Origin of the sequence: Trichocoleus sp. ST-U1, assembly GCF_039961835.1 — a bacterium.
In the GTDB taxonomy this organism is placed as follows: Bacteria; Cyanobacteriota; Cyanobacteriia; order Cyanobacteriales; family FACHB-T130; genus FACHB-T130.
In genome coordinates this window covers 16,581-41,875 of record NZ_JAMPJZ010000049.1, presented here as the reverse complement: position 1 = coordinate 41,875, position 25,295 = coordinate 16,581, and the positions used below count along the sequence as shown (strand labels likewise).

22 protein-coding genes and 1 pseudogene are annotated in these 25,295 nt (G+C 42.3%); 7 read left to right on the top strand and 16 right to left on the bottom strand.

Translation table 11 applies throughout. From position 1 onward, the window contains the following. The 3 genes and pseudogenes from NDA06_RS17295 to NDA06_RS17285 form a co-directional block, all read right to left on the bottom strand. A pseudogene (locus NDA06_RS17295) lies at positions 1-716 on the bottom strand (glycosyltransferase family 1 protein); the annotation flags it as partial. A 146-nt stretch (positions 717-862) separates the two neighbouring features. Next, positions 863-2,065 carry a glycosyltransferase family 4 protein gene (locus tag NDA06_RS17290; protein ID WP_190985376.1) on the bottom strand — a complete coding sequence of 401 codons (1,203 nt, stop codon included), beginning with the start codon at positions 2,063-2,065 and terminating at the stop codon, positions 863-865. Continuing rightward, entirely contained in the window at positions 2,062-2,934 is an 873-nt protein-coding gene (locus NDA06_RS17285) for a glycosyltransferase family 2 protein (protein WP_190985377.1), read from the bottom strand. Before NDA06_RS17285 ends, NDA06_RS17290 begins: the two co-directional genes overlap by 4 nt. A 251-nt stretch (positions 2,935-3,185) precedes the next feature. Between NDA06_RS17285 and NDA06_RS17280 the strand changes: the two genes are divergently transcribed. Next, the gene (locus NDA06_RS17280) at positions 3,186-3,788 is read left to right on the top strand and encodes a methyltransferase domain-containing protein (RefSeq protein WP_190536835.1); all 603 of its coding nucleotides are present in this window, start codon (positions 3,186-3,188) and stop codon (positions 3,786-3,788) included. A 46-nt stretch (positions 3,789-3,834) separates the two neighbouring features. Here the strand turns inward: NDA06_RS17280 and NDA06_RS17275 are convergent, their stop codons facing one another. The 10 genes from NDA06_RS17275 to NDA06_RS17230 all read right to left on the bottom strand — a co-directional run bounded on the left by NDA06_RS17275 (position 3,835) and on the right by NDA06_RS17230 (position 14,974). Further along, positions 3,835-5,325, bottom strand: a complete 1,491-nt coding sequence (locus NDA06_RS17275; protein WP_190536834.1) for a hypothetical protein — start codon at positions 5,323-5,325, stop codon at positions 3,835-3,837. 30 nt (positions 5,326-5,355) lie between these two features. Then, positions 5,356-6,489 carry a glycosyltransferase family 1 protein gene (locus tag NDA06_RS17270; protein ID WP_190985378.1) on the bottom strand — a complete coding sequence of 378 codons (1,134 nt, stop codon included), beginning with the start codon at positions 6,487-6,489 and terminating at the stop codon, positions 5,356-5,358. A gap of 23 nt (positions 6,490-6,512) precedes the next feature. Beyond that, entirely contained in the window at positions 6,513-7,436 is a 924-nt protein-coding gene (locus tag NDA06_RS17265) for an NAD-dependent epimerase/dehydratase family protein (protein ID WP_190985379.1), read from the bottom strand. Positions 7,437-7,486: 50 nt separating this feature from the next. Continuing rightward, positions 7,487-8,218: an acyltransferase gene (locus NDA06_RS17260; RefSeq protein ID WP_190431777.1), complete on the bottom strand. Its 732-nt coding sequence runs from the start codon at positions 8,216-8,218 to the stop codon at positions 7,487-7,489. Positions 8,219-8,224: 6 nt separating this feature from the next. Then, on the bottom strand, positions 8,225-8,842 hold the full coding sequence (locus NDA06_RS17255) for a DapH/DapD/GlmU-related protein (RefSeq protein WP_190431774.1): 618 nt from the start codon (positions 8,840-8,842) through the stop codon (positions 8,225-8,227). 14 nt (positions 8,843-8,856) lie between these two features. Further along, positions 8,857-9,765, bottom strand: coding sequence for a glycosyltransferase family 2 protein (locus NDA06_RS17250; RefSeq protein WP_190985380.1), 909 nt, complete (start codon positions 9,763-9,765; stop codon positions 8,857-8,859). Between the two features lie 2 nt (positions 9,766-9,767). Continuing rightward, positions 9,768-10,961, bottom strand: coding sequence for a hypothetical protein (locus NDA06_RS17245; RefSeq protein ID WP_190985381.1), 1,194 nt, complete (start codon positions 10,959-10,961; stop codon positions 9,768-9,770). Further along, positions 10,958-12,316 carry a flippase gene (locus tag NDA06_RS17240; RefSeq protein WP_190985382.1) on the bottom strand — a complete coding sequence of 453 codons (1,359 nt, stop codon included), beginning with the start codon at positions 12,314-12,316 and terminating at the stop codon, positions 10,958-10,960. Before NDA06_RS17240 ends, NDA06_RS17245 begins: the two co-directional genes overlap by 4 nt. 98 nt (positions 12,317-12,414) lie before the next feature. Beyond that, on the bottom strand, positions 12,415-13,329 hold the full coding sequence (locus NDA06_RS17235; protein WP_190985383.1) for a phytanoyl-CoA dioxygenase family protein: 915 nt from the start codon (positions 13,327-13,329) through the stop codon (positions 12,415-12,417). A 274-nt stretch (positions 13,330-13,603) separates the two neighbouring features. Continuing rightward, positions 13,604-14,974 (bottom strand): O-antigen ligase family protein, encoded by a 1,371-nt coding sequence (locus NDA06_RS17230; protein ID WP_190411837.1) that lies wholly within the window; start codon positions 14,972-14,974, stop codon positions 13,604-13,606. Positions 14,975-15,244: 270 nt separating this feature from the next. Here NDA06_RS17230 and NDA06_RS17225 point away from each other — a divergent pair, with 270 nt between their 5' ends. From NDA06_RS17225 to NDA06_RS17210, 4 genes are all read left to right on the top strand, one after another. Next, complete coding sequence (locus NDA06_RS17225) at positions 15,245-16,720, top strand: SLBB domain-containing protein (RefSeq protein ID WP_190985384.1); 1,476 nt, start codon at positions 15,245-15,247, stop codon at positions 16,718-16,720. Between the two features lie 88 nt (positions 16,721-16,808). Further along, complete coding sequence (locus NDA06_RS17220; RefSeq protein WP_190429169.1) at positions 16,809-19,100, top strand: polysaccharide biosynthesis tyrosine autokinase; 2,292 nt, start codon at positions 16,809-16,811, stop codon at positions 19,098-19,100. Between the two features lie 191 nt (positions 19,101-19,291). Further along, complete coding sequence (locus tag NDA06_RS17215; protein ID WP_242032488.1) at positions 19,292-21,106, top strand: alpha/beta hydrolase; 1,815 nt, start codon at positions 19,292-19,294, stop codon at positions 21,104-21,106. 160 nt (positions 21,107-21,266) lie between these two features. Further along, entirely contained in the window at positions 21,267-22,079 is an 813-nt protein-coding gene (locus NDA06_RS17210; protein WP_190429171.1) for a stomatin-like protein, read from the top strand. A 111-nt stretch (positions 22,080-22,190) separates the two neighbouring features. On the opposite strand, the gene folP is transcribed toward NDA06_RS17210, so the two are convergent. Both folP and tpiA read right to left on the bottom strand, forming a co-directional pair. Next, entirely contained in the window at positions 22,191-23,144 is a 954-nt protein-coding gene (gene folP, locus NDA06_RS17205) for a dihydropteroate synthase (RefSeq protein WP_347277018.1), read from the bottom strand. Positions 23,145-23,198: 54 nt separating this feature from the next. Continuing rightward, complete coding sequence (tpiA, locus tag NDA06_RS17200) at positions 23,199-23,930, bottom strand: triose-phosphate isomerase (RefSeq protein WP_190411832.1); 732 nt, start codon at positions 23,928-23,930, stop codon at positions 23,199-23,201. A gap of 22 nt (positions 23,931-23,952) precedes the next feature. Between tpiA and NDA06_RS17195 the strand changes: the two genes are divergently transcribed. Next, positions 23,953-24,135, top strand: a complete 183-nt coding sequence (locus NDA06_RS17195; RefSeq protein WP_190411831.1) for a hypothetical protein — start codon at positions 23,953-23,955, stop codon at positions 24,133-24,135. A gap of 146 nt (positions 24,136-24,281) precedes the next feature. Next, positions 24,282-24,689 carry a pentapeptide repeat-containing protein gene (locus tag NDA06_RS17190; RefSeq protein ID WP_190411830.1) on the top strand — a complete coding sequence of 136 codons (408 nt, stop codon included), beginning with the start codon at positions 24,282-24,284 and terminating at the stop codon, positions 24,687-24,689. A gap of 108 nt (positions 24,690-24,797) precedes the next feature. Here the strand turns inward: NDA06_RS17190 and NDA06_RS17185 are convergent, their stop codons facing one another. Beyond that, on the bottom strand, positions 24,798-25,163 hold the full coding sequence (locus NDA06_RS17185; protein ID WP_242031478.1) for a hypothetical protein: 366 nt from the start codon (positions 25,161-25,163) through the stop codon (positions 24,798-24,800). Positions 25,164-25,295 lie beyond the last annotated feature (132 nt).

Below are 25,295 nucleotides of genomic sequence, written 5' to 3'. Positions count from 1 at the left end.
CCTTTCCAGTGGATGAGCCGACCCACGGTAGTAAACCGTATGGGACTATCATCAGGCACAATATGGTGCGCCAATTGACTAATTTCTTCCTTAGATAAACCCACTTGCGAAGCGATTTGGACATTTTTTACTCCAAGCGATCGCAACCGTTCTGCCGTTTCCTCAGTGGTTGCTAATCCTACATAACTTCGCTTTGCAGTCAGCCGCACAAATGGATCTTGTTCACCCACCGATTGAGCGAAGTTTCGCAGCAATTCGTAAACCTTGCCACGCCGACTAAAATCTTTCCAGAAAGCTTTTGGAGCCGATTCAGCGCCTCCAACGGGTCCCCAAATGAAGGGGACTGGCAATAGTGCTAAAAAGCTAGGAGACCAGTGTTTCACATAAGTGACATGACGCACCAAGTCAAAGCCAATCTCCCGATGCAGCCGCCTTGCCAGAAAATAAGCTTGTATTTGCCAAAGGTAGTAATGAAGTTGCACTAACCCTTGTTTATTCCGCCAATCTTCCGTCCAATTAAATGGATCGAAATAAATAAAGTGTAAATTGGGAACCGGGTGACAAGCTAGCTCGGCTTCAATTGCTGCACGATAACCAATTCGAGTTAACACCCAAACTTCGTGATGATTTGCTACTTGCCGAACTGTATTCCAGCCTACCCCTTCCTCAGAGCCACACCCAGGCTCACAAGCGTATGCAGATAGAAGGATTTTCATAGGCTTTTACCTTTTATAAAATTAGCCGTTTTCTCTATCTATAGTTCCCACCCACTTTCAAAATTACCCATTTACCCAAAATTATTTTTTTGGTTTCCAGCCTAAGCTGAGAAACGCAATTTTAGAAGCGCTGTCTCAATTCAATATCATTCGGCATTTATTTGAATTTTTTGTAAAACATTCATTGCTACTTCTGCCATCGATTTGGCTGCTGCCTCTGGAGTGTACTGCCCGATCAACTGCTTTGATTTTTCTCCCATTGAGGCAGCAAGCTCTGGATTATCTATAAAACGGCGCATTCCTTCAGCAATTTCTTCTGGGTTTTGCGGCTCAAACAAATACCCATTTTCTCCTTCTATCACCATTTCGTAAGCGCCTGCACCTTTAGAACACAATATGGGTTTGCCAAATACCATCGCCTCCAGCACCACCATTCCCCATACATCTTCAAAGGTAGGAAAAACAAAGACATCGGCATCCTGAAAATATGCCCCTAGTTGCCCGTAATCTACCCATCCTGTCCAGGTCACACGCTCTGTTAGATTATTGTTTTTAATAAAAAATTCCAATTCCTCACGTTGCGCTCCATCCCCAATAATTAGCAACGAATAATCAGAATATCCCTGGCTTGTAAGAAGAGAACATGCCTCCAATAAGGGCTTTATTCCTTTCCTAGGAATCACTTGTCCGACAAATAAAAAAACCGGACGCTTTAGCTTTAATTCACTAGGTTTTGCAGCTTCAAGACGTTCCCGCAAAGCTTGGGGTTCAGGCACCAGATAAGTTTTAGTATGAATTCTCCTTTCCTTAGCTCCAATTACCTTATGAAGATACTTTGCGCCATCATTACTATTAGCAATAAAAGCATCTGTGAATTTAACCATTAAACGACGCGAAAAGGTACGAAGTTTAGAATCTTCAAAGTTTGTATTCGGTGAACTGCCATCATAAATAATTACAACTTTCCAACCTCCCAAGGGTTTGAAAAGCAGTGCTAAAACAGTCCATATAGAGAAAGCGCTGACAAAAACAACATGAGGCTTAAACTCAAGTAACTCATTTACAATCTTTGGGGAAGCTACCATAAAACCGCGACCATAGCCACCCGATACTTGAGTTGCCTCTACAAATTTAAATTTTCCTACAAGTTTAACCGCGGAAGCTCCTGGAGCATCAGCATCGAATTTCGGCCAAAGACAGCCAGTATAAAAAATTGTATTCTTACAGATTTTCGTAAATTCGTACAAAACAGGTCGCCAGTAAGAGCCAAATTCGACTGAGGGAATCGCAATAGCAATGCGGAGATCGTCTATTTTTAATTTTTTATCGCCAGAATTTATAATTTTCATGTTCCCACCTGTCCCCGTTTGCTAAAGCTTGAGAAAAGCAATTTTCTATAGGGCAGCAACCAATAAATAGGCCATAAAATTCCAGCATGGCGCTGAGCAAATAACTTCCGTTCTTGAAATGTGAAATTTTTAGGTTGTTCTGCCTTTTGCCATCGTTCGCGAATCGGCAAATTAGAATCCATCCAGTTTGCGTACAGAGGGTTTACTAAACAGGTTCCGATGTAGCCTGGAGCTAACCAAACCGTATATCCTTTTCCTCTCGCGCGTAACCCATAATCAAAGTCTCCCGCATAATGCTTAAAGTCAGGATCTAAGTTTCCGATTGCTTGGAATATTTCTTTAGGAATCAATACACAATTTCCATGCATGGTGTCACATCGTATAGCTTTTTGGCTCGGTTCTAGCCAGCGAAATTTGAAGGGATGCCACCACGTACTTTTCACAACGCCGCCATAAGAAACCGTATTCGTCTCCGGATCGCAAGTCGCCCCTGTTACAATGGCTGCTGCATTTCCTTGCGAGGCTAAAAGATGAGAGGTTGTCAGCAAATTACTTAAAGCTTCTGGGTAAATTAGCGTGTCATCATTCAGCCAGAGATGATAATCATGAGGGTGCTTAATGGCTTCAGAAAATGCCACTCGCATTCCTCCATTCCAGAATAAATTTCCATCTCCCTGGATAATCTTTACTTGAGGATAATATTGGTTGATATCTGCTGCTGTACCGTCACTGCTGCCGTCATCTACAAGATAGACCCAAAGATTAACGTTAGTTGGGAGTACCTGGTTGAAAAGTGCCTCTAGACTTGCTAAAGTCTTTTGCTTACGGTTATAGCAAGTGATAAGAACAGCTATGCTAGTATTTTCCATCAGCGCCTCACATTATTAAAATAAATGTTAGTTGTCATAATAGCTATATTATTCCTGAACTTGGGAATACTAAAATTAGAAGCATGAACAATGTATCAACGTAATTGCTTTTTTTGGTCAACCTATATTCTACAATTTAGCAAGCCCTAAGCTTACCTTTTCTAAAATTAAAGAATATTTTCAATATTTTTGATATTGATTTTTATTAAGCTAGTTTATAGCGGCTTAATTCACTTTCTGAGGTCAACAATATGTCTGAGGCAATGAAATTAAATTTAGGCTCTTTCGACCGCATTTTCTCTGGCTGGATCAATACAGATATTACTCCTCATATCTGGGTTTCAAAAATCCCCTTTTTACCTGATCTCATGTATAAAGTAGGGAAGCTCGATCGAGAACGATATGACGAGCATCAAAAAGGAATTTTTCGTCAGCTTACATATCTGGATCTGACTAAAAAATTTCCCTGGTCTGATAATAGTGTTGATGCAGCATATACATCTCATGTACTTGAGCATTTATACCTGGAAGGCGCTTTAAATTGTATCTCTGAAGTTTATCGAGTTCTGAAGCCAGGTGGAATATTTCGGGTTGCAGTTCCAGACCTCGATCAATTAATAAAGAGCTACAATCCTAGCTGTCCTGAAGTATTTTTGACAGAATTTTTAGAAGCAACGCAGACGTTAGAAAAAAATCGCCACCACTGGCACTATAACGAAAATTCGTTGCGAAAAATCCTCTTGGATACTGGATTTCGGGAAGTGGTTAGATGTAACTACCGAAACAGTCAAATAGCAGGAATTGCAGAACGAGAAGAACGCCCAGAATCCCTATTTATGGAATGTATTAAATAATAGTTGAATGAGTAGGGTGGGCAATGCTCACCCTAAAATTTTATATTCATGGAACATAAGTGGAGGGAAAAAGAGGGATAAGATGATACAGACCCATATAAGTCTGAAAACCCGTGTTTAAACCTACATAGTATGAAGGAATAATAATATTTAGAATGACCATATAAAATAATATAAGATGCCCCGGAAAGACTTTTTTTTCCCGAATCAGGATAGCAAAAGCAATTAACATTCCAAAGAAACCATAGCCTACATTTCTGCTAGTATCCACAATCAAAAACATTGTAGAAATAGGGAATGCAATGATACAAGCGATCGCACTTACCAAAAGTGTCTCGCCCTGACGCCAAAGTATCCACAAAATATACAGGGTAATAATCCACAATAGCTTGTAGGAGAAAAAGAACCCTGCTAATCCCAACATTGGATTTTCAGCTAAGTACTGCAATGCCGTCTTATTCTCCAGTATCAAGTGTGCCTTTACTGGACTATCCAGAGAAAATCCACTGCCAGCAAACCAAATAAAACAGTAAATGGGGACTAAGGATAAAGCGGTTAATACTTCTCTTCTGGGAAAACAGAAAATAACAATTGGGATAAAGACAAAAGCACTGGCTTCATGTGTGGCTAAGGCAAAAGCAAGGGTTGCGAGTCTTCCCTGCCGAGTCATAGGGATACAAGCTGGAAGTAATAGCAGGCTAAAAAATAGCTGATCGACATAGCCCGGAAATTGACAATTAAAAATTAAATAACTACTAGTTGTAATTGAAAGGTAATATAAACCAACTTTTTGATAATTTATTGATTCGGATTCAATTTCTTGTTGCCCCTCATCAGTCTCCTTTGAACCGAATATTTTGGACTCGATAAAGGTTAAAGTCAAGAAGATTAAAAGATAGGTACAAGCCAGAGAAAAAATGTAATATAGGAATGGTCCACTCATGTGGATAAAGTTAGCGATCGCTAGCATAAGCAAGCGTCGATAATACCAGTCGGCATTTTGACTAAAAGGCTCTAAACTCCTAATGGCATACTCTAAACCCATCACCCCTGGACCTAAAGGATAGCGAAAAGGGACGATGAGTACAGATATAATTGCGAAGATGGCTAAGGAGGCGATCGCTCTTCTTTTAAACCCAGACTGAAATAGTGAATGACGCGACTTAATAACCGATATTAAAATTGGGTATGCAATAACTAAAGTTGCGATAAAAAAGAGAAATCCTTTGATAGGGATTATGCCGTAATTAGTAGTAATCTCAGCTAGTTGCTGCGGAGCAGTTTTGGCTAGGATTTCTGGAGAAATTACCCCCTGGCTGAAACGACTTTCGATTGCTTGAACAGTTGTAGAAACCCAATCTTGAGGCAGGCGATTGAAAATTGCTTGAAACGCCATGATTATCCTATTCTTCGGCGCATTCGCTACTGCATACAAAGTAGCTACAGCTATCCAGAAAAAGGCTGGAGGAATAACATTCTTTTCTTTGAGCGTATCAAAGAGTACGTAATGTAAGTATTTCTCTGAGCGTTTCAACATCTAAAAAATCCCTAGATAAAATTTTGTTGGTTATACAACACTGCGTACTATCTCTAAAAAACGCCTACCGTATCCTTTGATTTGTTCAACATTATCCTGTTTAGCTAAACTTTCTTTTTCTACATCTGGTCCTGGTGTTAATGTAGTGAAACTTTTATCAATCAGTGCTGCTAGTTGTTCCGCATTACTACGCTCAAAAAAGTAAGAATCAGGAGGATTCTGCTCCAGGTGAACAGGAAAGTCAGAAAGTAACATGGGTTTACCAAGAGAACGTGCGTCCTCTACAACCGTACTCCAACCTTCAAATAAAGAAGGCTGAATTACAGCTAAAGACCTCCTCATGAGCTGAATTTGGTCTACACGAGGAATTAATCCTAAAAGACGTACTTGTTCGCTAATTCCTAATTCCTCAATTCTTGTTAAGAGGTAATTGTAATAATCAGGATTACGATAATCAGTAGCACTTCCAGTACAAACAACGGTAGGTGTAAGCCCCTGTTGTTTCAGTAGCCCCAAAGCTTCAATTACCACAGCATGATCTTTATGTTTCCAAAATTGATTGCTGATCAGGAAAAATTTATCTGGAAGTTGATAACTTTCTTGCGTTAGTTTGGGATCTAACTCAAACCATTCAGGTGCGGGACAGCTTACAAAATTCATTACAACACTTCGAGAAGCTGCTTCCGGATAAAGATGTTTAAAGTCTTCTTGTGCCATATTGCTACTGAGGACAATAATAGGAGCAGCGTGAGCAATTTGTTGCTGATCTCGATTACGTTGAGCGATTTCTTCCGGAGAGAAAAGGTTGGGTAAGTGATAGTGTTGAAAGTCAGGAATCCAACCTCCCCACTGATAAGGTGAGCGGGTTCCTGCTATGGCCGGGTAAAGAAAATTTATTTTTTGAGGATTTAGTAGTTCCAGAGGAATGAAAGAGATACGCTCAGCTAAAAAATTACACATTTTTAGATAGGCACGCTGCCACTTGGAAGTAGCATAAATTTGGTGAACGTAACCCCGGGCTGGTTCTATTAAATTTATATCTTTATCGTGAACAGCGATTGTTAGCTTGATATTCGCTTTTTCTGTTTCTGGTAAAGTAGCGATCGCACGAGCTAAATTCTGAATATATAGCACGCCCCCTAGCCAGCTAGAGCCACCCACCATGTTGAGGCAAATATGTAGATTTTTTACCATCCTAAAATCTCAGCTCGACACCATTGAACATAGACGTTTACACCCCTTTCTATCGTTACTTCAGGGGTAAATCCAATTTGGGCAAGTTTGCTCATATCGGCTTGCCAGTTTATTGGAGTTCCGACAGGAGTACTATTATCAAATTCAACCGGAATATCTTCCCCTAGTTTGGCTAACACTAATGCTGCTAATTCTTTGATTGTTGTTTCGACACCATTTGCAAGGTTATAAACCTCGGCTTCAAAATTAGCTTTTTCAGCAAGAACATAAAGTGCCCTTGCTACGTCTCTACCATGAATAAAATCGCGGCTTTCGTTCCCAGTACCTCGTAACTTTAGTGTGGGGTTTATCAAAGCTTTTTGACACATATCCCAAAGAACTTGCCGCCTCAGTCCTGGCCCATAGCCCGAAAAAATGCGTACTATAGCAGTGGGTAAGTTATAAACTTGGAAAAACTCAGCGCAAAGTTGCTCAGACATCAGCTTATGAAAGCCATAGGGAGAAATTGGCTTCAAGCTTTGGTTTTCCTGAATGGGTAAGGTTTCTGGATTTCCATAGACAGCAGCACTAGAAAGATAGATTAAACGACATTTTGGAACATAAAGACGTAATGTATCTAAAAGGTTGAAAGTGACAGCAACACTGTTGCTAAAATCTGCTGATGGATCGCCAATTGAAAGCTCTACTGAAGCTCTTCCAGCGCAGTGAATACAAACTTCCGGTTGCAACTCTTGAACAATTTTTGCTAGATCCGCAGAAGGCAAATTTAATTGTTCATAGCGAAACAAATCTTGTCTAGGTGCATTCTCTGGAGGGCGATTTCCCAGCCCAATAACACTCCATCCAGTTTCTGTAAACTGACGAGCAACATATCGCCCGATAAACCCTGTTACACCTGTAATTAAAACAGTTTTCATGGAAATATTTTTTATTTATTCGTAAAATTATCTATTTTCTTCCTACTTTGTTAGTCTAAATCCCCGAAGAACTTGCTAACAGCGATTGTTGGCATTCTAGTAGCGGGAAAATTTTTTTTTAATATTGCTAAATATTCATCTTCACCAGGAAGATATCGATCGCCATCTTCAGAATAATCTTTAGCCCTTACCCACTCTTGCGATCGCATATCAAATCTTTTAACGATTCGACATGGATTTCCCACCACCACGCTGAATGGGGGAATATTGCAATTTACTACGGTGGAAGCTCCAATGATTGAGCCGTATCCTACTTGGACACCTTTCAAAATAGTCACGTCTACACCCAGCCAGCAATTTGTGCCGATGTCTATTACTCCATCAGTAGTTGTTAAAGCAGTGTGATACGGAATAAACGGAGAAGTGTATTCGTGCCCACTTCCTAACAGTTTACAGTCATTACCAATTAAACTGTAGTCACCGACTTTTATTAAAGCTCCAGCACTATAAAAGTTTCTGCGACCGATAAAACAGTTATCACCAACAATGACAGAAATTTTTTCTTTTTCTCGTTTGTTAATGACAATTACTGTTTCCGAACCGATAACTGAATTTTGACCAATTTTTACATTACCCCACCCTAGTACATGAACCGATGGATCGATATAAGAGTTTTTACCTACATTTTGCCTTTTACTAAAATGGGCTTTTAAGTTACCTCCTAGCCATTTAATCCTGTCTATTTGAGCGTCTGTTAGTTTAGATACTATAAAGCGCTTCATTGATTTTCACCCGCGATCGCTTACTACTTCTTTGCTATTTAAAATCTTCCGTTCACCTTCAGGAACTTTGCCAATAATCTGGGCTGGATTCCCCGCAACAATCGTCCAAGCAGGGACATCTTTTGTAACGACTGAGCCAGCACCGATAATTGAGCATTTTCCAATTGTCACCCCTCTTAGAATAATTGAGTTACAAGCAATCCAAACATCCTCTTCAATAATGACTGGTTTTCCATTTAGGTTTAAGTCTTTAGGAAAGCCTTTTTGGATAATGTGAACGAATTGTTGATGACGCGCTACCGGATCGAGTGGATGAGTTTGATTGTCGAATATATTTACATTATGAGCAATGATTGTTCTATCTTTTATTTCAATTAAAGTGTCTGACCAAATTTTAGAGCCTTGGGCTAAATAACAGAAATTACCTATTTTTATTTTTCCTCCCGGAAAAGTCATTAATTGACCTTCGATGTAAGTGTTTTCACCCAGAATAATACTATTTTTATCGCGATCGTGGCTTATCAGTGAATTGTGGTCTAAAACGCTTGAATTATTGCCAATTACACACTTTTTTTTGGTTAAATTAGCATTAATTTTAGACTTAATTTTGGAGAAGGGGTTCATCTCGTAATTACTCCTTAAGCAAAACTTTTTTGAAGTTTATTTTTAACTTTAGTAAATAGGCTTCTATTGTCAAAAAAGTTTTCTTGAAATAAGGTATCTGCTTCTACATCTCGAATCATAAAAGGAGGATGCTTCAAAGGAAAGCTAATTTCTTGCGTCCCCATTTTACCTAAGGGATTTTCAGTAGAAAAAGTGTGAGTTGCATTGGCTCCGAAACCAATATTCGTAATCAAATTAACTTCAGGCACTATTTTTAATCCATGTTGAAGCCAACAAGCTAGCAACCATTGATAATCCCAACAGGATCTGTTTTTATTTTGGTAGGCATCTTGAAATATTTTTTGCCAAAACAAATAATGTTTTGGGACCCTTAAGTAATTTTCTAGGAACCGACTCTCGAAAATTTCAGGCCATTGCTTAATGTCATAATCAAAATATTTCCAAGCTCTACGCCAGGATGCCCAACCCCAATTTCCACCAAAGTAGGAAAAATAATAACTTTGTCCAGGTAACTTCCGTTCGCCTAAAAGATTGGTTCCCGCAATACTCATTACTCTTTCATCATCGCGATATTTTTCTAATAACTCCTCGCAAAACTGAAAGAAAGTTGGATGAGGTAAACAATCATCCTCGAAAAGGATGGCTTCTTCTACTTGTTCAAATACCCAATTAATACCTGTAGCTGGACGTAAACCGCAGCCTAAATTTACATCTGAATAATTTTTTAGAACTTCGCAATCCCAATCTACAGTGTCAATAATTTCACGAGTAGCAGCGCACTTTTCTGCTTCACCTGGTTGATCGCTACGAGGGCCATCAGCAACTACTAAAAGCTTCGGCGGTTTTGCCTGACGAATTACCTCAAAAACCTTGGCTGTAGTCTCAGGTCGTTTAAAGATTAACAAAGCAACGGGAGTTTTCATGGTCACTTATCAGCAGTCATATTCTGTTTATATTCGGAGTAATGTAGGAGCATACTGGAAGCGATCGCTCCTATTTCATCTAAAGGAGTCTGAAGCGAAACATAGCGATATCGAAAAGCAGCCAATCGAGGCTCTGTCTCTTGATAGAGGATATCTTGCGCCACGTTTCCCCACCGATCCTCTGGCATCAGATCGAGAGTCATGCCAGCATGACCAGAAGGTAACAGCATATTAGAACCATGTACACCAATGACCAAGCGGCTTTGGGAATAAACTTGGCACATTTGCCTCTCAGTGTCTGAATTAAACTTGTTTACCCGCAAATCTTCAATCCAGTCGGGAAACTGAGTTTTCCTCCCCAAACCAGCGATCGTAAACTTTGCTAAAGGAACTTTAGAGCGAATCTTTAAAAATAGTTTTTGCACCCTTTCATTCTGAAGCTTGAGGGCAATATCAACCATCTTTAATTTCCTCAAGGTTTTGAAGAGAAGCGGATTACACCAAATCCGATCGTCGCGCCAAATAAAGGTTATTTGGTTTGAATCTTTATCAAAGCTATGAGTGGGAACCCGCGTAAATTTACTAATATCAAACTGACTCGGATGAGAATATGCCTTACTTACGTAAATTTTATCAAAACGCTTGGATTCCTCAGAGATAAATTGGTCAAACTTCGGATAGTAGCATTGCCCTTGCTGTAAAGGGATATTTACCGTCCAAATTTCTGTAACGCCCTCTGGAACCATCCATCTCAAAAACTTTGGGACGATGACAATTAAGCCGCAATCTGGGTAATTATTTAGATATCTTTGGACATTAAGCAGCTTTAACAAACTATGCCCATAAAGATAATCAATACAGTTTAAGATAATGACACGTTGATGCTGCTTAAAAACCTCCTTAGATATCGCAATCTCTTCAGATTGGGGATTTTGCAGAGAGTAAAGAAGTTTTTGACCTAACCAATATTTACAAGATTCATTTCCAAAAACGTCGCCTTTTGCTAAATCAATTTGATAAGGAAAAGTGACAGCATGACCAACTTCTAAATCCTCAATAATTTCTGTATTACAGGAGTCGCACTTAGATTTTACGCAAATATGCATTCCCTGCCAAAGAATACCTTGAGGATTAAGCAGTGTACCGCTGTGGGGACAGGTGGATTTGTGCTGAATGCTTGGTTTTATTTCAATCATTGCACGATTCCTTTAATTCTTGTAGCAGCCTTATATAAATTGCAAGAACGCAAAATAAACTTACTGATTGGCTTTAAATCGGGAATTATAAAGTTGAGAACTATAGTTACAATAAAATAAGTAATCAAAGTTGCTATGGTAGCTCCAACCGCTCCATTCTTAGGAATTAGATATAAATTTAAAACTATATTTACGACTGCCCCTATAAAGGTTAAAAGTAATTCATTTTTGGCTTTTCCTTCAATCATAATAAACGCATTTCTCGCAAGACCAAAACCGCTACCAAACTGTGACCAAACATAGATTGATAATATTATTGCTGAAGCTGCATACTTATCTCCGTACAAGAAATGAACAATGTAAGTGGAAAGCAGTGAAACTGGAATTGCGATTATCAACCACAAAATTAAGGTTAAATCAAAGTAAGCCTGAAATTTTTTGAAATATTCAATCTCCCCTTGAGCCTTCGCTTCAGTGAGTTTTGGGAAAAAAGATATTTGCATGATAGAGGGAATAAAATCAAATATCTGCGAGATCTTCACAGCAGCGGCATAAATGCCTAATTCATATTTAGGATCGAATTTAAGTTCTTGAGCAGAGAAGGAACCCAGCATGACCTGATCGATAGTGGAATAAATATAAATGGCGATTCCTGACACAATCAGGGGCCAGCTTTCTTTGATTAAGTTTTTCGCCTGAGGGAGACTGCTACGCCATGCTTTTATATCTTGTCCACTAGTCTGATAAATTATTATCAATCCCACAGCAGCTAAGGCAAGCTCTCCACATCTTGCCCAGGCAAATGCAATGAGAGGAGCTTTAATTTGAATTAAGACAATTCTGACAGCACAGACAAGCAAATAGGCGCAGTTTTTAACAACAACTGTATACTTAGATTTAACTTGTGAGCGGAACCAGAGATCGATCGTCTCGAAAGCTTGAAAAATGGTTCCAGCAGCGATAATTCCTACCAGCCAATGAGTTAAAGAGTCCTGGGGCTGTAGTAAGGAAATTGCGCCAACCGCTAACAAAGTTGTTACAGCACCGCCAATAAGTTTTAGTACGAGGGAAGTCCCAAGTGTTTCATTCTTGGTAAACGGATCGCGCACAATGTCGCGTACTACGATGCTATCAAGCCCCAGGTTGGCAATTGGCCCCAACAGCGCTACAAATGCGATCGCATAATTAAATAAGCCAAACTGTTCCGGCCCTAGATAGCGAGCCACCCATATCCCTACAATTAGGCTTAAGCCCATTTGGAGGATTTTGTCAGCGAACAGCCACGCGATGTTGCTGAACACCTTGCGTAGACCAGGGCTAAGCTTTTGATTGACCAGACTCAGCTTGTCTAACATTAGAATTGGGCAATTTATGAAGGAATAAAGATAGGGTTTGAGAACTGGGTCGTCCTACAAAACCCTATTTGTTGTTGCGGTGAACAGAACGGAATCGATTATTTACCTTTAGCACCTTGCAAGACTTTTCTCACAAATTTTGCGGTTCGCATTAGTTTCGGTTGCTCCCACAAATACTGCAATAAATCTGTTTTCAGTTTCGCTGCCGCTGAATAATTTTTGTACATTGCAGGAATCAAACGATACTTCATTCCTTTGTACGTGGCATAATCTACAGCAGTCGGAGATTCTGCATTGCGGCTACCGAATTCATATATTGCTGGTAAATAATGAGCCGTGAGAGATTTGCGAGAATATTGGGGATTGAGTGTTTCCAAGGAACCGTGAATCGTTCTAGAGTTCCAGAATAAGACGTCCCCTTTTTTCAAGGCAGGAGCTTGAATATTACTCTTGTGAACATTGATATACTCCTTCAACTTTTCCAAGTAAAACCGATTAGATAGTTTTTCATCATCTGTTAACTCAAAGTCAACCAGATGAGATGTTGGTAAAACATAGAATCGACCCGCTTCTTCGTGGATATCCTCCAGAGCAAACCATCCAGCCAGCAAATGACCATTGGGCATGGAATCTAAATAGTACCAATCTTGATGGGCAGGGGTAGCTGTGTTCATATCAAAGAACATAGTTTGCATGAGGTTATGCTCCTTACTACCCGTCAGTTCAGTCAGTGCTTCCCTAACCTGCTGCAAACAGAAAACTTCTTTAGCTGCCTCAGTAAATCCTGGATAATCTGGGTAATCGTGAACATCTCTAAAAGATTCTTCAGAATATCCATTGGGAGTAATTGTATTGGTTTCCCATTTATTCGTTGATTGTCTAAAGAAAGGAGAGTTAGATGAAAGGATATTGGAGTTATACTCTTTTAAAATATTATTAATCAAACTTTCCGGAATGAGATTTCTAAAGACATAGTATCCGTTAGTTTCGTAATAATCTTTAGGGGTGTCCATAAATTAAATCCTTTAGGAACTGATTGTTTTAGTTCACTTTTAAACGTATATTATTAGATATCGAGAAAATTTTCCTACGTAAATATCCGGAAATTAGATAGCGAGAAAGTTTTCCTAGGTAAATATCCCGAAAAAGTGTTGAATGTTATTGCAACACGGCTTAACATATTTGGCTGAAACTCATCCTTAATTAAAGCGATCGCTTACCGAGCCTCTAACCCTTCTAGCGATCGCCTGCTTGGTTAGGCACCCCTCAAGACCGGCAAACCAGTTCTTAAGCGCTGGAATTCTCTTGAGAACTGTTTCCTGTAGCGTCCAGGCATAATCGAACTGTTGCTATAACATAAAACAGCCAAGCATAGGTAATTGATATCAATCCAGTTTCAGTAATATTTGTCAGAACTGCCCAGGTAATCAGTAGCAGGGGCATGACTAATTCAGGTTCTTGGGTACGCTTCATATACTGAACTGCTAAAGCAATATTCGTTAAGAAAGAAAGGCAAAAGAACCCTAATCCTACGAATCCCAAGTCTACAGCTAGGTCTAAAAAACCATTATGAGAATGCTCTGGCTTAAATTGGGTTTTTACCACGATGATGTCAGCCGCTGGATCGGCTGCTCCTCGCCAAGACTGCCAGAATCCTTGGTATCCATAGCCCAGCAGTGGATGTTGTTTAATGTGGTTGATTACTAAAGGCCAGAAGTCTGTGCGTCCGGTTAATGTCAAATCTTTATTCAGTGTATCTACAATAATAAATTCGGCATTTTGGGTAATTACAATACACAAACACATGGCGATAGCCATAAAAAAGATTATGCAGGCAAAAGCTAATCGTGGAGGCAAGTTTTTGATAAAGCGGATAACGATTAACACGCTTATCAGTAGAACCAACAGAACTTTCCCCATTCCGCTATTTGAGCGTTGTAAAGAAAAAATAGATAAAGCAGCAAAACCTAGAGATTGCCATTTAGTTTTTGGTTTGCGAACTGACTGTATATAACACATAACAGCTGTTAGACCCATCAAGAATCCAAAAGCATTTCCGTGGGGTAAAATTCCTTGCCAGCCCTTAGACGTTACTCCAATTGACGGTCTGAACAAAGCATAAAATACACTCAGTAAAAGTATGATTTTGTTGATAGTAAGCAATAAATCAAATAGTTCTTTCCATTTATACTGCTTACCAACGTAAACACAAAAAGCAGTTGTGCCTAAAAAAACTATACTAGCTTTGAGTGTATAAGTTGGAGTTCCTGACCAAGCCGCAGATAGAATTAATAAAAAGAGTAATCCGCAAAAATAAACATTATTAATGAGAAGCCTAGAAATAACAAAAACTGAGTCTTTAATATTTTGCAAGAATCGCGAATAAATAATGAATATAAAGGTGGCGTAAATGCCGATTTGAAAAATCGTCGAATAAAGCTTTTTTCCCTGTAGATATAAAGCTCTAGGATGGATTTTATCAAATCCGCTTAAAGTAACTCCTGCGATCGCAAAGATTATTAAACCAATAAAAACTTTTTCTAATGTTTTAGAGGTCGCTTGACTTCTACCAGCAAAGTTAAACAATAATAAGATATAAATAATCGCACTGGTGGCAGCGATTATTAACAATAGAGGGTTTGAAGCGAGAGTACTCATGTTTAATATTCTTAGACAAGAAATAACGTGAAGCTGACCCTATACGAGTATAGCGACTGATTAAACCAGAGAAGAACAATGTATTTCCGTATATTTACGAGTATTTAATTCTTTTAAAGATACAAACTAAAAACTAGTAACTTCAAAAAGCTTACTATAAATAGGTTTAAGAGTTTTACTGAAAAAATGAGGATAAATAACTACTATTTAGAGTGGCAGGTTTCTACTCACACAGCTTAAATTTAAAAATATAAAACAAGTAGGTTATGTATGGTCGATCTAGGTTTTTATAGACAACTCACTCGAACTTCTGCCGGGATAACCTTAGTGGCAACATTTGCCTTTGCTTGCCCCAATCCTACCCAGGCGACTGTACCGCGTTTTCAAAAACCTACAATTCTTGCACAAGCGAATACTAATCCTGCTCGACCAGATATAGCCTATACATTGGGTGGAGGCGATCGCATTCGCCTTGATATCTTCGAGGTTCCTCAATATAGCGGCGAGTACCAAGTTCTAGCAGATGGCTCCTTATCCCTACCCTTGATAGGGAACCTATCGGTACAGGGGCTAACCGTGCCACAAGCGACGAATATTATTTCATCTGCATACTTTCGCTTCCTCAAACGACCCATCATCACCATTAACGTTCTGTCTCCTCGCCCGATCAACGTTCGGGTGGGAGGAGAGGTAACTCGTCCAGGTGGATTCACAATTCCTTTGATAGCCGGAGTCGGAAGCGTGCCTGGGTTCCAATATCCCACCGTAACCCAGGCAATTGAGCTAGCGCAGGGAATTACGCTGACGGCTGATATTCGTAAGGTTCAGGTGCGTCGCAAGCTAGCATCCGGTTCCGAGCAAGTAATCAATCTGAATCTTTGGGAGCTGATACAAACCGGCGACAGCAGGCAAGATTTAAATTTGCGGGATGGAGACACTGTCTTTATTCCCACAACCAGCACCATTAACTTAGACGAAGTACGTCAAATTGCCACAACTCGTTTTTCACCTCCTTTAGAAGAACCCCGCAGTGTTGCAGTCGTAGGAGAAGTCAACCGTCCTGGTACTTATGTTGTGATTGGAGGAAAGACAACACTAGAGCAAAGAACCCTGGGACTGCCAACTGTAACGCGGGCAATCGATTTGGCTGGGGGGATTAAGCCCTTGGCAGATATTCGCCGTATCCAGCTGCGGCGACTTACCAAAGCAGGGACAGAACAAATTATCGATCTGAATCTTTGGCAACTCTTGCAGGCTGGGGATTTCAGTCAAGATACGCTTTTGCAAGATGGAGATACCATTTTCATTCCCACTGCATCAGCAGTTAACCCGGCAGAAATTTCTGAATTAGCGACCACTAGCTTTTCTCCCGGTACTATTAAGGTAAGTGTGGTCGGAGAAGTGAAAAGTCCAGGAGTGGTGCAGGTTGCGCCAAACACAACCTTGAATCAAGCATTGCTGACTGCGGGAGGATTCAATGATGCTAGAGCGAATCGAAAGGCGGTTGATTTAATTCGCCTCAACCCTGACGGTACAGTGTCAAAGAGTAAAGTCAATATTGATTTAACCCAAGGAATCAACGAGACAAATAATCCACTCGTCCGCAATAACGACATTATTGTCGTCAGCCGTTCTGGAAGCGCCAAAACTTCTGACAGTGTGCGAACATTCTTAGAACCGATCGAAAAGGTTTTCACATTCTTCAACATTTTTAATTTATTTGGAATTTTGGGAGACGATGACTAGGTAAGCATATATTCAGGGTGTATCTATAAACGTTTTCTTAAACCGTAGTTAGCTTTTTTTGTTCTATCTACTTCTATCTAATAGGTAAATGGATACCGAACACAATTCACAGCCGTTCTTTAATAAGCGCACTAGCAATAGCAAGTTAACTCAGTCCTTGCCAGGGCACCTGACTCGACCCTCTGACGACAGTGATGAACAGAAGTTGGACTTGGCATGGCTATTAGGGGTTGTGCGCCGCCGACTCCCAGTTATGGCAGGGGTAACAATTATATTAACTGTCATGTCAGGAAGCATGATTGTCTTTACCTCAAAGCAGATTGCTCCAGAATACGAAGGAGCTTTTCGGCTTTTGGTGGAACCCGTGACTGCTGAAGATAGATTGGCGAAGCAATTTTTATCGTCTCAAACGAACAATGCAGATATCCAAAAAATCGAAGTAGAAAAATCTAGTTTATTGGATTACGAGACGCAAATTCGAGTTTTGCAAAGTACGAAATTGATGTTGCCAGTCATCAAGGAATTGCAAAAAAAATATCCGGAGATAACATATAACTCCTTGATGACGAAACTCTTAATTTTTCGAGTCAATTATGAAAAAGATGGAGTTCAATACGGCACCAAAATTTTAGAAGTTAGTTACCGGGATGAAGACCAGCAAAAAATTCAGTTTGTATTGGATAGTCTTTATAAAAATTATCTGAATTACAGCCGCCAAGAGCGCCTGTCAAGCCTTAAACAAGGAATTGAGTTTATCAATCAGCAGCTACCTCAGCTACAAGGGCAAGTTGATACGCTGCAAGCACAACTCCAAAAACTGCGGCAGCAGTATAATGTCAGCGATCCGGAACAAGCAGATTCCTTGCTATACGAGCAGGCTTTGACGCTTGAAAGACAAAGATCGGATACCCAAGCGGAACTCGCTGACGCGCAAGCGCAATATGCCAGTATGCAAAAACAGTTGCAAGAAGGGAACTCTACCGCAATTTTGTCTACTGATGCAAAAACCTACGAAACCTTGCTAGCGCAGATTCAAACTCTAGATAGTACTATTGCGGCACAATCCCCCCAATTTCGGGACGATAGCCCACCGATTCTGGTTCTTAAGGAAAAGCGGGAAAATTTGCAACGGTTGCTGAGCGAACAAGCCCAAGGGCTTCTCAAAAAATTGGAGGGAAGAATCCAAGGAATACAGGAGCGCTACCAAACAATTCTGAAAACTGAAAGGAAAATCAAAGCACAACTGCAAGAATTACCTGCGGTAGCCCGCCAGCACGCCGATATACAGCGAAAATTATTAGTTGCAACCGATAACCTCAAGCAATTTTTAGGCAAACGAGAAGCCTTGAACTTAGATGCCGCCCAGCAGGAAGTGCCTTGGGAACTGATTGAAGAGCCTCAGCTACGGCGCGATGAAGATGGCAACCTGATATCAGTAGCAACGAAACAAACGAAAAAACAGTTAGCGATCGCAATTGTTTTAAGTGCGCTATTGGGTATCGGGTTGGGTTTTCTCATCGAGGCTCTCAATACAGTCTTCCATACCCCCGAAGATGTCAAAGGGGAAACGAAACTGCCGATTTTGGGAGTGATTCCTTTTGCCAAGGAACTCAAGAAACCGCCCAAGAAACCCAGCAAACTCTCTACCGCAGCGGATGTTGCCGGTTTAAATCAACTTTTGGGTGACAATAAAGCAAATGGCAATGGTCGCAAGAAGCTAAATGTATACACCGATTCGCCATTTTTGGAAGCCTTCCGTTCTCTCTATACCAATATTCGCTTGCTCAGTTCCGGGACGCCGATTACTTCTTTGGCAATCAGTTCCGCAACACCGGGAGATGGAAAATCAACGGTTGCCATTCACTTGGCGAAAGCCGCAGCGGCAATTGGTCAGCGGGTATTATTGATAGACGCCGATTTGCGGCGTCCGAGTCTGCATACTCGCTTAAGCTTACCGAACGTGCGCGGACTCAGCGATATCATCGCCACGGATTTGAGTCTGAATGATGCCATTCAGCGATCGCCAGAAGACAACAACCTGTTTGTCTTAACATCGGGTCACAACTCTTCAGACCCGATCAAACTGCTTTCGTCAGATAAAATGCAGTATCTGATCGAGCAATTTCAAGCCCGTTTCGACTTAGTGATCTACGACTCACCACCCCTAGTTGGTTTAGCAGACAGCAACATCTTGGCAGCGAATACAGATGGCACTATTTTAGTTGTGGGGATCGATCAAACAGACCGTTCCATGCTGATGAAAGCATTAGATGGACTAAAAATCTCCGGTGGCACAGTCTTGGGTATCGTCGCCAATGGCATTAAAGGGTATACTTCTCCCGCGTATCCTTCCTATAGCCGCACCTATAGTCGCAATTAAGCGAGCTTCGGGGCAGGGGCGTATTCTTATGTTCGCTGAGTCCATGCTTGGCTTTGCTGTGCTAACAGCACTGACTATCCAGTTTCTATAAAAGCGATCGCACAAGTGCAGAGCTTTTTAAGAATGGGAACAACCACAATCGAATTGCTTCTACATTACGGCGCTGCTGCACTCAAACGGGGTGAATGGAAATGATGAAGTTAAAGCTGGACTGGTTTCGGGACAAGGGTTTCCGAAAGTCGCTTTCAAGAACGCAAACGCCGCCATTTTCAGAAACGGCAAGGCAGATCGGACGGACGCGCTTACTTGCTCAAAGCTTATTATGGGGCGTTACGCTAACTTCGTTAAGCAACGCGATCGCACTTTTGCTAATTGAGGCACCCGTCTTAGCAGCAGAACGGGTAACGCTGCGCTTGGGACCGTTTCAGCAATCGGTCGCGATCGAAGATTTAGAGGATTTTGCCAAAACGGGGGAAGTTCCTGCAAGTCTCAAGCCTTACAAGGCATTGCTCAGCTCAGAATTTCGAGACATCCTCAACCGTCGCTTGCACCTAGATCCGAATTTGGGAGACAAAGTGGTAAAAGACGTGTTGCGATCGCCCGTTGGAGAAGAATTAATCAAGAAGCTGGGGTTGGCGCTCCCGAATAGTACGGTAGAACAACTGCAAGCAGGTTTAACTCTAGCCTTGCGGCAAGCCAACGGCTTAAGCGTTATCAGCTTTTTGCAGTCCTACCCAGCCGACACCATTACCATAGACGCCTCTTCAGCGATCGCGATCGCCCTAGAATTCAACGCCCCCTACTGGCAAAGCGGAGCTTTAGGCCCTCTACTGGAGCGGGAACTGACCGTCACCAAAGGAAAATTTCGTCCTGCCTTTAACCCCGCCCAAGCGGGTTCCGAAACAGTACAGCAGCAGACTCTGACCTTTCACGACTGGCGACGCCAAGAGCCGATTCTGGGGACATACACCAGCGATCGCAAGATCGTCGTCGATCTTTACTGGGCAAACACAAACGAGAAGCCCCCTTACCAAAATTCTCAGAATCCCCTCGTGGTCCTCTCCCACGGCTTTGGAGCCGATCGCTCCTTCCTGGCTTATGTAGCCCGTCACCTAGCGTCTCATGGCATCACCGTCGCCGCCATCGAGCATCCGGGCAGCAATGCCAACCAAATCTTTGGCGGGCATTTTGGCAGCAACTCTGTGGGAGTACCCGGTTTAGTACCTTTGTTACCGGCGTCCGAATTTGTCGCCATGCCCAAAGATATTAGCTTTTTGCTTGATGAGCTAGCTCGGCTAAACCAGCTACCAGGTTCCCTTCAGGGGAAGCTGAATACCGAGAAAGTGAGCGTGATTGGTCATTCCTTGGGCGGCTACACGGCTTTAGCGTTGGCGGGAGGGGAACTGAATCTAGATGAGTTACGACAATTCTGCAAAAATCGCAATCCTCTAGGAAAATCGGGGGGCGATTGGTTGCAGTGTGCAGCAGCGGATCTGCCCGACCAACGTTTGAGCTTGCGGGATCGGCGCGTGGCGCAAGCGATCGCGCTGAACCCCGTCGTGGGAGACTTATTTGGCAAAAAAGGTCTTGGCAAAGTTAGCACTCCTACCTTAATCTTGACTGGCACCAGCGATCCCCTCACGCCATCGCTGAACCATCAACTACGACCTTTTACCCAACTACCCAGCCCGAAATATCTCCTCACAGCAATTGGAGGAACTCACTTAAGCATTAGCGATTTTGCTCCTGGTAGCCAAGGCGAACAGCTCACTCAAACAACCCTCGTCAACGAACGCACTGGTGAAGTAGCGGCTCCCCTGCGTCAGTTGCTTAAAGGCGTCACCTTGGCATTTGTCAAACAGCTGACTCCAGCCGCCTCAACTTACGAACCCTTTTTAACACCCGCCTACGCCCAATCTCTCTCTACCCCAGAACTGGCGCTGCGCCTGAATACGCAACTACCCCCAAGCGTTACTTCGTGGCTGGCTTTGCCACCACTGCCCTAAAAAGGCGGGCATCCCAATGAAATGTTTCTCAAAACTAAGGCAAGGCTCCGAGTTTTGGATAAAAATCCTGATTTAATCAAAGTCAAGCTGTGACTAATTAAAAGTTAGCATTAAGCTAATCGCTACTTTTGACAGTAGCCTCTTCAGGAGAGAGCGCATTATGGACCCCATCACGATTCTTGCCCCCCTCGCCTTAGTGATTATCGGCTATACAGTGGGTTCTGTGAAAATTATCAACGAAGGAAATCAAGCTTTAGTAGAGCGCTTGGGTCAGTACAATCGAAGACTCGCGCCCGGTCTCAACTTTATCGTTCCCTTTGTTGACTCAATTGTGGTGGAGGAAACCAGCCGCGAGAAGTTTTTGAACATTGACCCTCAACAGGCAATTACCAAAGACAACGTTTCGCTGAAAGTTGATGCAGTGGTGTACTGGCAGATTCTGGATTTGGAAAAAGCCTACTACGCCGTTGAAGATATTGAGCAGGCAATCGAAAACTTAGTTTTAACGACGCTACGCTCTGCGATTGGTCAAATGGAACTGGAGCAAACGTATTCTTCCAGAACCGAAATTAATCAGACTTTGTTACAGCAGTTGGATGAAGCGACGGCTGCGTGGGGAGTTAAGGTGACTCGCGTCGAGGTACGAGACATTACGCCCGCAAAAACTGTTTTGGAGTCTCTGGAGTTGGAACGAGCAGCGGAAAGTAAGAAACGCGCTTCCATCTTGGAAGCGGAGGGAACTGTGAAGTCGATAGAAATTCTGAGCCAAGCTTTGCAGTCACAACCTTTAAGTAGAGAAGTATTGCAGTTTCTCGTTGCTCAAAGATATGTCGATGCCAATCAGAAATTGAGTGCTAGTCCTAACTCCAAAGTGGTATTTATGGACCCGAAAGCTTTATCAGAAGCCATGACTGATTTAATGTCTACTCCTGAACCTCCCAATGGCTCTAATGGCAATGGATCGGGAACTTAAAAGGTAAAAAGTTAAAAACAAAAATGAAAAGAGTTTTAAGAGTCGATCTGATTTGAAATTAAAAACATCACTTTTTAAGGCATTTCAAGACAGCGATCGCTCTTAGCTTTTCTATTTTTGTTTTCTGAAAATGGCATCCGCGACGCGACAAACGTCGTGCATAGGTTGGACATCGTGAATTCGGAGGATATCAGCACCTCCCGCGATCGCTCCGCAACAAGCCGCCGCCGTTCCCCACACTCTGCCTTTGGGATCGGGTTGATTTAAAATCCGCCCGATAAAACTTTTCCGGGATGGTCCCACTAACAAAGGAACACCTAAAGAATGCAACATCGGCAGGCGTTGCAGAATTTCCAAACTTTGCTCGTAAGTTTTGGCAAAGCCAATGCCGGGATCGATGATAATTTTTGAGCGATCGATGCCAGATGCGATCGCTTGCTCAATTTGACTTGACAAAAACTCGGAGATTTGCCCCATCAAGTCCTGATAATTCGTCATCTGCTGCATGGTAGCTGGCGTCCCTCGGATGTGCATCAACACAATGGGGACTCCCAACTCTGCCACCACAGCAAACATCTCCGGGTCGAAAGTACCGCCGGAAATATCATTGACGATATCAGCCCCCGCCCCAATCGCTGCCCGTGCCACAGATGCCCGTGTTGTATCCACGGAAATCGGAACCTCAGAAGGATGAGGGATGTATCCCGGAGGGTGGGATAAGGGATTGCTGTGTTGAGCAGATTCTATGACTCCTACCGCAGAATCGGAGTCATCCTCGATCTTTCCTTCTGCACCCTTTCGGAGGGCTTGCACTACTGGTAGCACCCGATCCAATTCCTCTTCCAGAGAGATTTGGGCGGCTCCGGGGCGGGTTGATTGTCCCCCCACATCGAGGATATTGGCTCCGGCTGCCACAAGATGCTTAGCCTGAGCCAAGGCGTCTCCTAGCGTGTTAAAGTCTCCGCCGTCACTAAAACTATCAGGCGTCACATTCAACACACCCATTAAATAAGTGCGCTGTCCCCAGTCAAAAGTTTGACCCCGCAGGGTCAAGCTATTTTGGATTTTGGATTGATTCATCCGTCATCCGGCGAAGAAAGCGCCGCTTCGCTAACATCCTTATCCTTTTTGAAAGTTGACAATTCGGGCAAAACTGGCAGCCTCCAGACTGGCTCCCCCGACCAAAGCCCCATCGATTTCTGGCTGCGCCATGATTTCATCAATATTATTGGGCTTGACCGAGCCACCGTACTGAATCGAGACATTTGGATTTGTCAATTGAGTGCGAATCAAGCCAATCACCCGATTTGCTTCTTTTGACTCGCAGGTGTCGCCAGTACCAATTGCCCAAATAGGTTCGTAGGCAATAACCAGGTTCTCTTGATCAACGTCAACCAAGCCTTTTTTCAGTTGGGTAGAAATCAGGGATTCTGTTTCACCTGCATCGCGTTGTTGCTTGGTTTCGCCGACGCAGAGAATGGGCGTTAAACCGTAGCGTTGCGCTGCTTTCAGCCGTAGGTTCACAGTTTCATCGGTTTCGCCAAAGTATTGACGCCGTTCGCTATGACCCACAATTACGAAACGCACCCCAATTTCTGTCAGCATGGGTCCGGCAATTTCACCTGTGTAGGCTCCCATTTCTTCCCAGTGGATGTTTTGGGCACCCAGCTGCACGCGGCTACCGTGCAGATTTTTAGACATGATGCTCAAAGCAGTGAAAGGAGCCGCTAGGACTACTTCCCGCTCGTCTGGGGTTTCTTCTAGGTGAGACATGAATCCTTGCAAAAACTCCAGACTCTCGGTCTGAGTTTTGTACATTTTCCAATTACCGGCAATAACTATTTTCCGCACAGCTAACTCAGTCAAGTTCAGAATGCTAAAAACTGTAACCTCCAGTTTAGTACGGCGGGGGAACCCCTGCTTTAAAGGCGATCGCATTTACACTTTCTGGTCGCTAAAAGCGCAAATGTCAAGCGACGCGATAATTTCACCCCGCAATCCTTGCACGCCAACACTCGATCCGCAGGAGCGATCGCTCTGGGGATGCTGCTCTTAGCCGCTACTCACTTCAAAAATCTTTTTATTACTTTAGGTGGGTATTTACCCGAAAGATTCCCCCCTATCGTAGGATGTTTCTCAAAAAAACATAGGTTTAAAATTATACCAGAACGTAAATAAAAAACTTAAATTATTGGAGTAAATATGAAACTAAAATTTTTAGCAGCCGCAGCGATTCTGCTTCCCTTAGGCTTAGTTGCTCCCGTCCGAGCCGAAAATCCCGCTCATGTCAGACGATTAATCGAAACTAAGCAATGTCAGAACTGCGACTTGAAAGGAGCCAATCTTGTAAGTGCCCATCTCACTGGGGCTGATTTGAGAGGGGCAAACTTGCAGGGAGCTAACCTAGCGAATGCCAACTTAGAAGGTGCCGATCTAACGCAGGCTAATCTGGAAAAAGCTAATTTAACGGGTGTATTTGCAAATAGCGCCGATCTCCAGAAAGCAGACTTAAGTAGTGCCAATTTGAGAGAGGCTAACTTGATAAATGCTAACTTGAAGGATGCGGCTCTCGACAACGCGATTTTGCCGAATAACGTTAAATGGGATTAGTGGTTTTTTCACAACTAAATATTTGACAAAAATACAAAACTCGGTCAGTTTCTGACCGAGTTTTGTTTTGAGCGAGCGCTCAAAGCACAAATGCAGCAGTGCTAGGCTCTATCGTGCAGTCTTTGCCGAGAGCCGAGAAGCTTCTTCCTTCAGAATCCATGACGAAGACAAATCTTCTACAAAACTCTTCTGGCTTAAACTTGCAGCTTCAACTACTCTGACAATAAGTGTTGGTAAGTATGTGCTATTAACCATCTGATAGCCATAGCCAAAAACCTTGCCTGAGCGTCCGGTTTTCTTATGTAGTACGCTATCTCCGATATTCAGCATGATTTCAACTCTCCTAATTTTGTGATTTGCCGTTTTCTTACTACTTGAATTGCTCTCAAATGATTGGATGGATATCCCGCTTTTACCGACAATCCATCGATTTGGAATAAATTTGTTTAGGGTTGGGGAATAGAGTTCTTGCAAAAATATTGAGAACCTGTCCTAACTTTCGGAAACGAAGAGGGAGTCTCATTTCCTCCTTGCAAGGAACAAAGAAGATTGATTGTTTTTATTGCAAGAAACGCTTATACACTGAAAGCTCACAACGTTGGATGG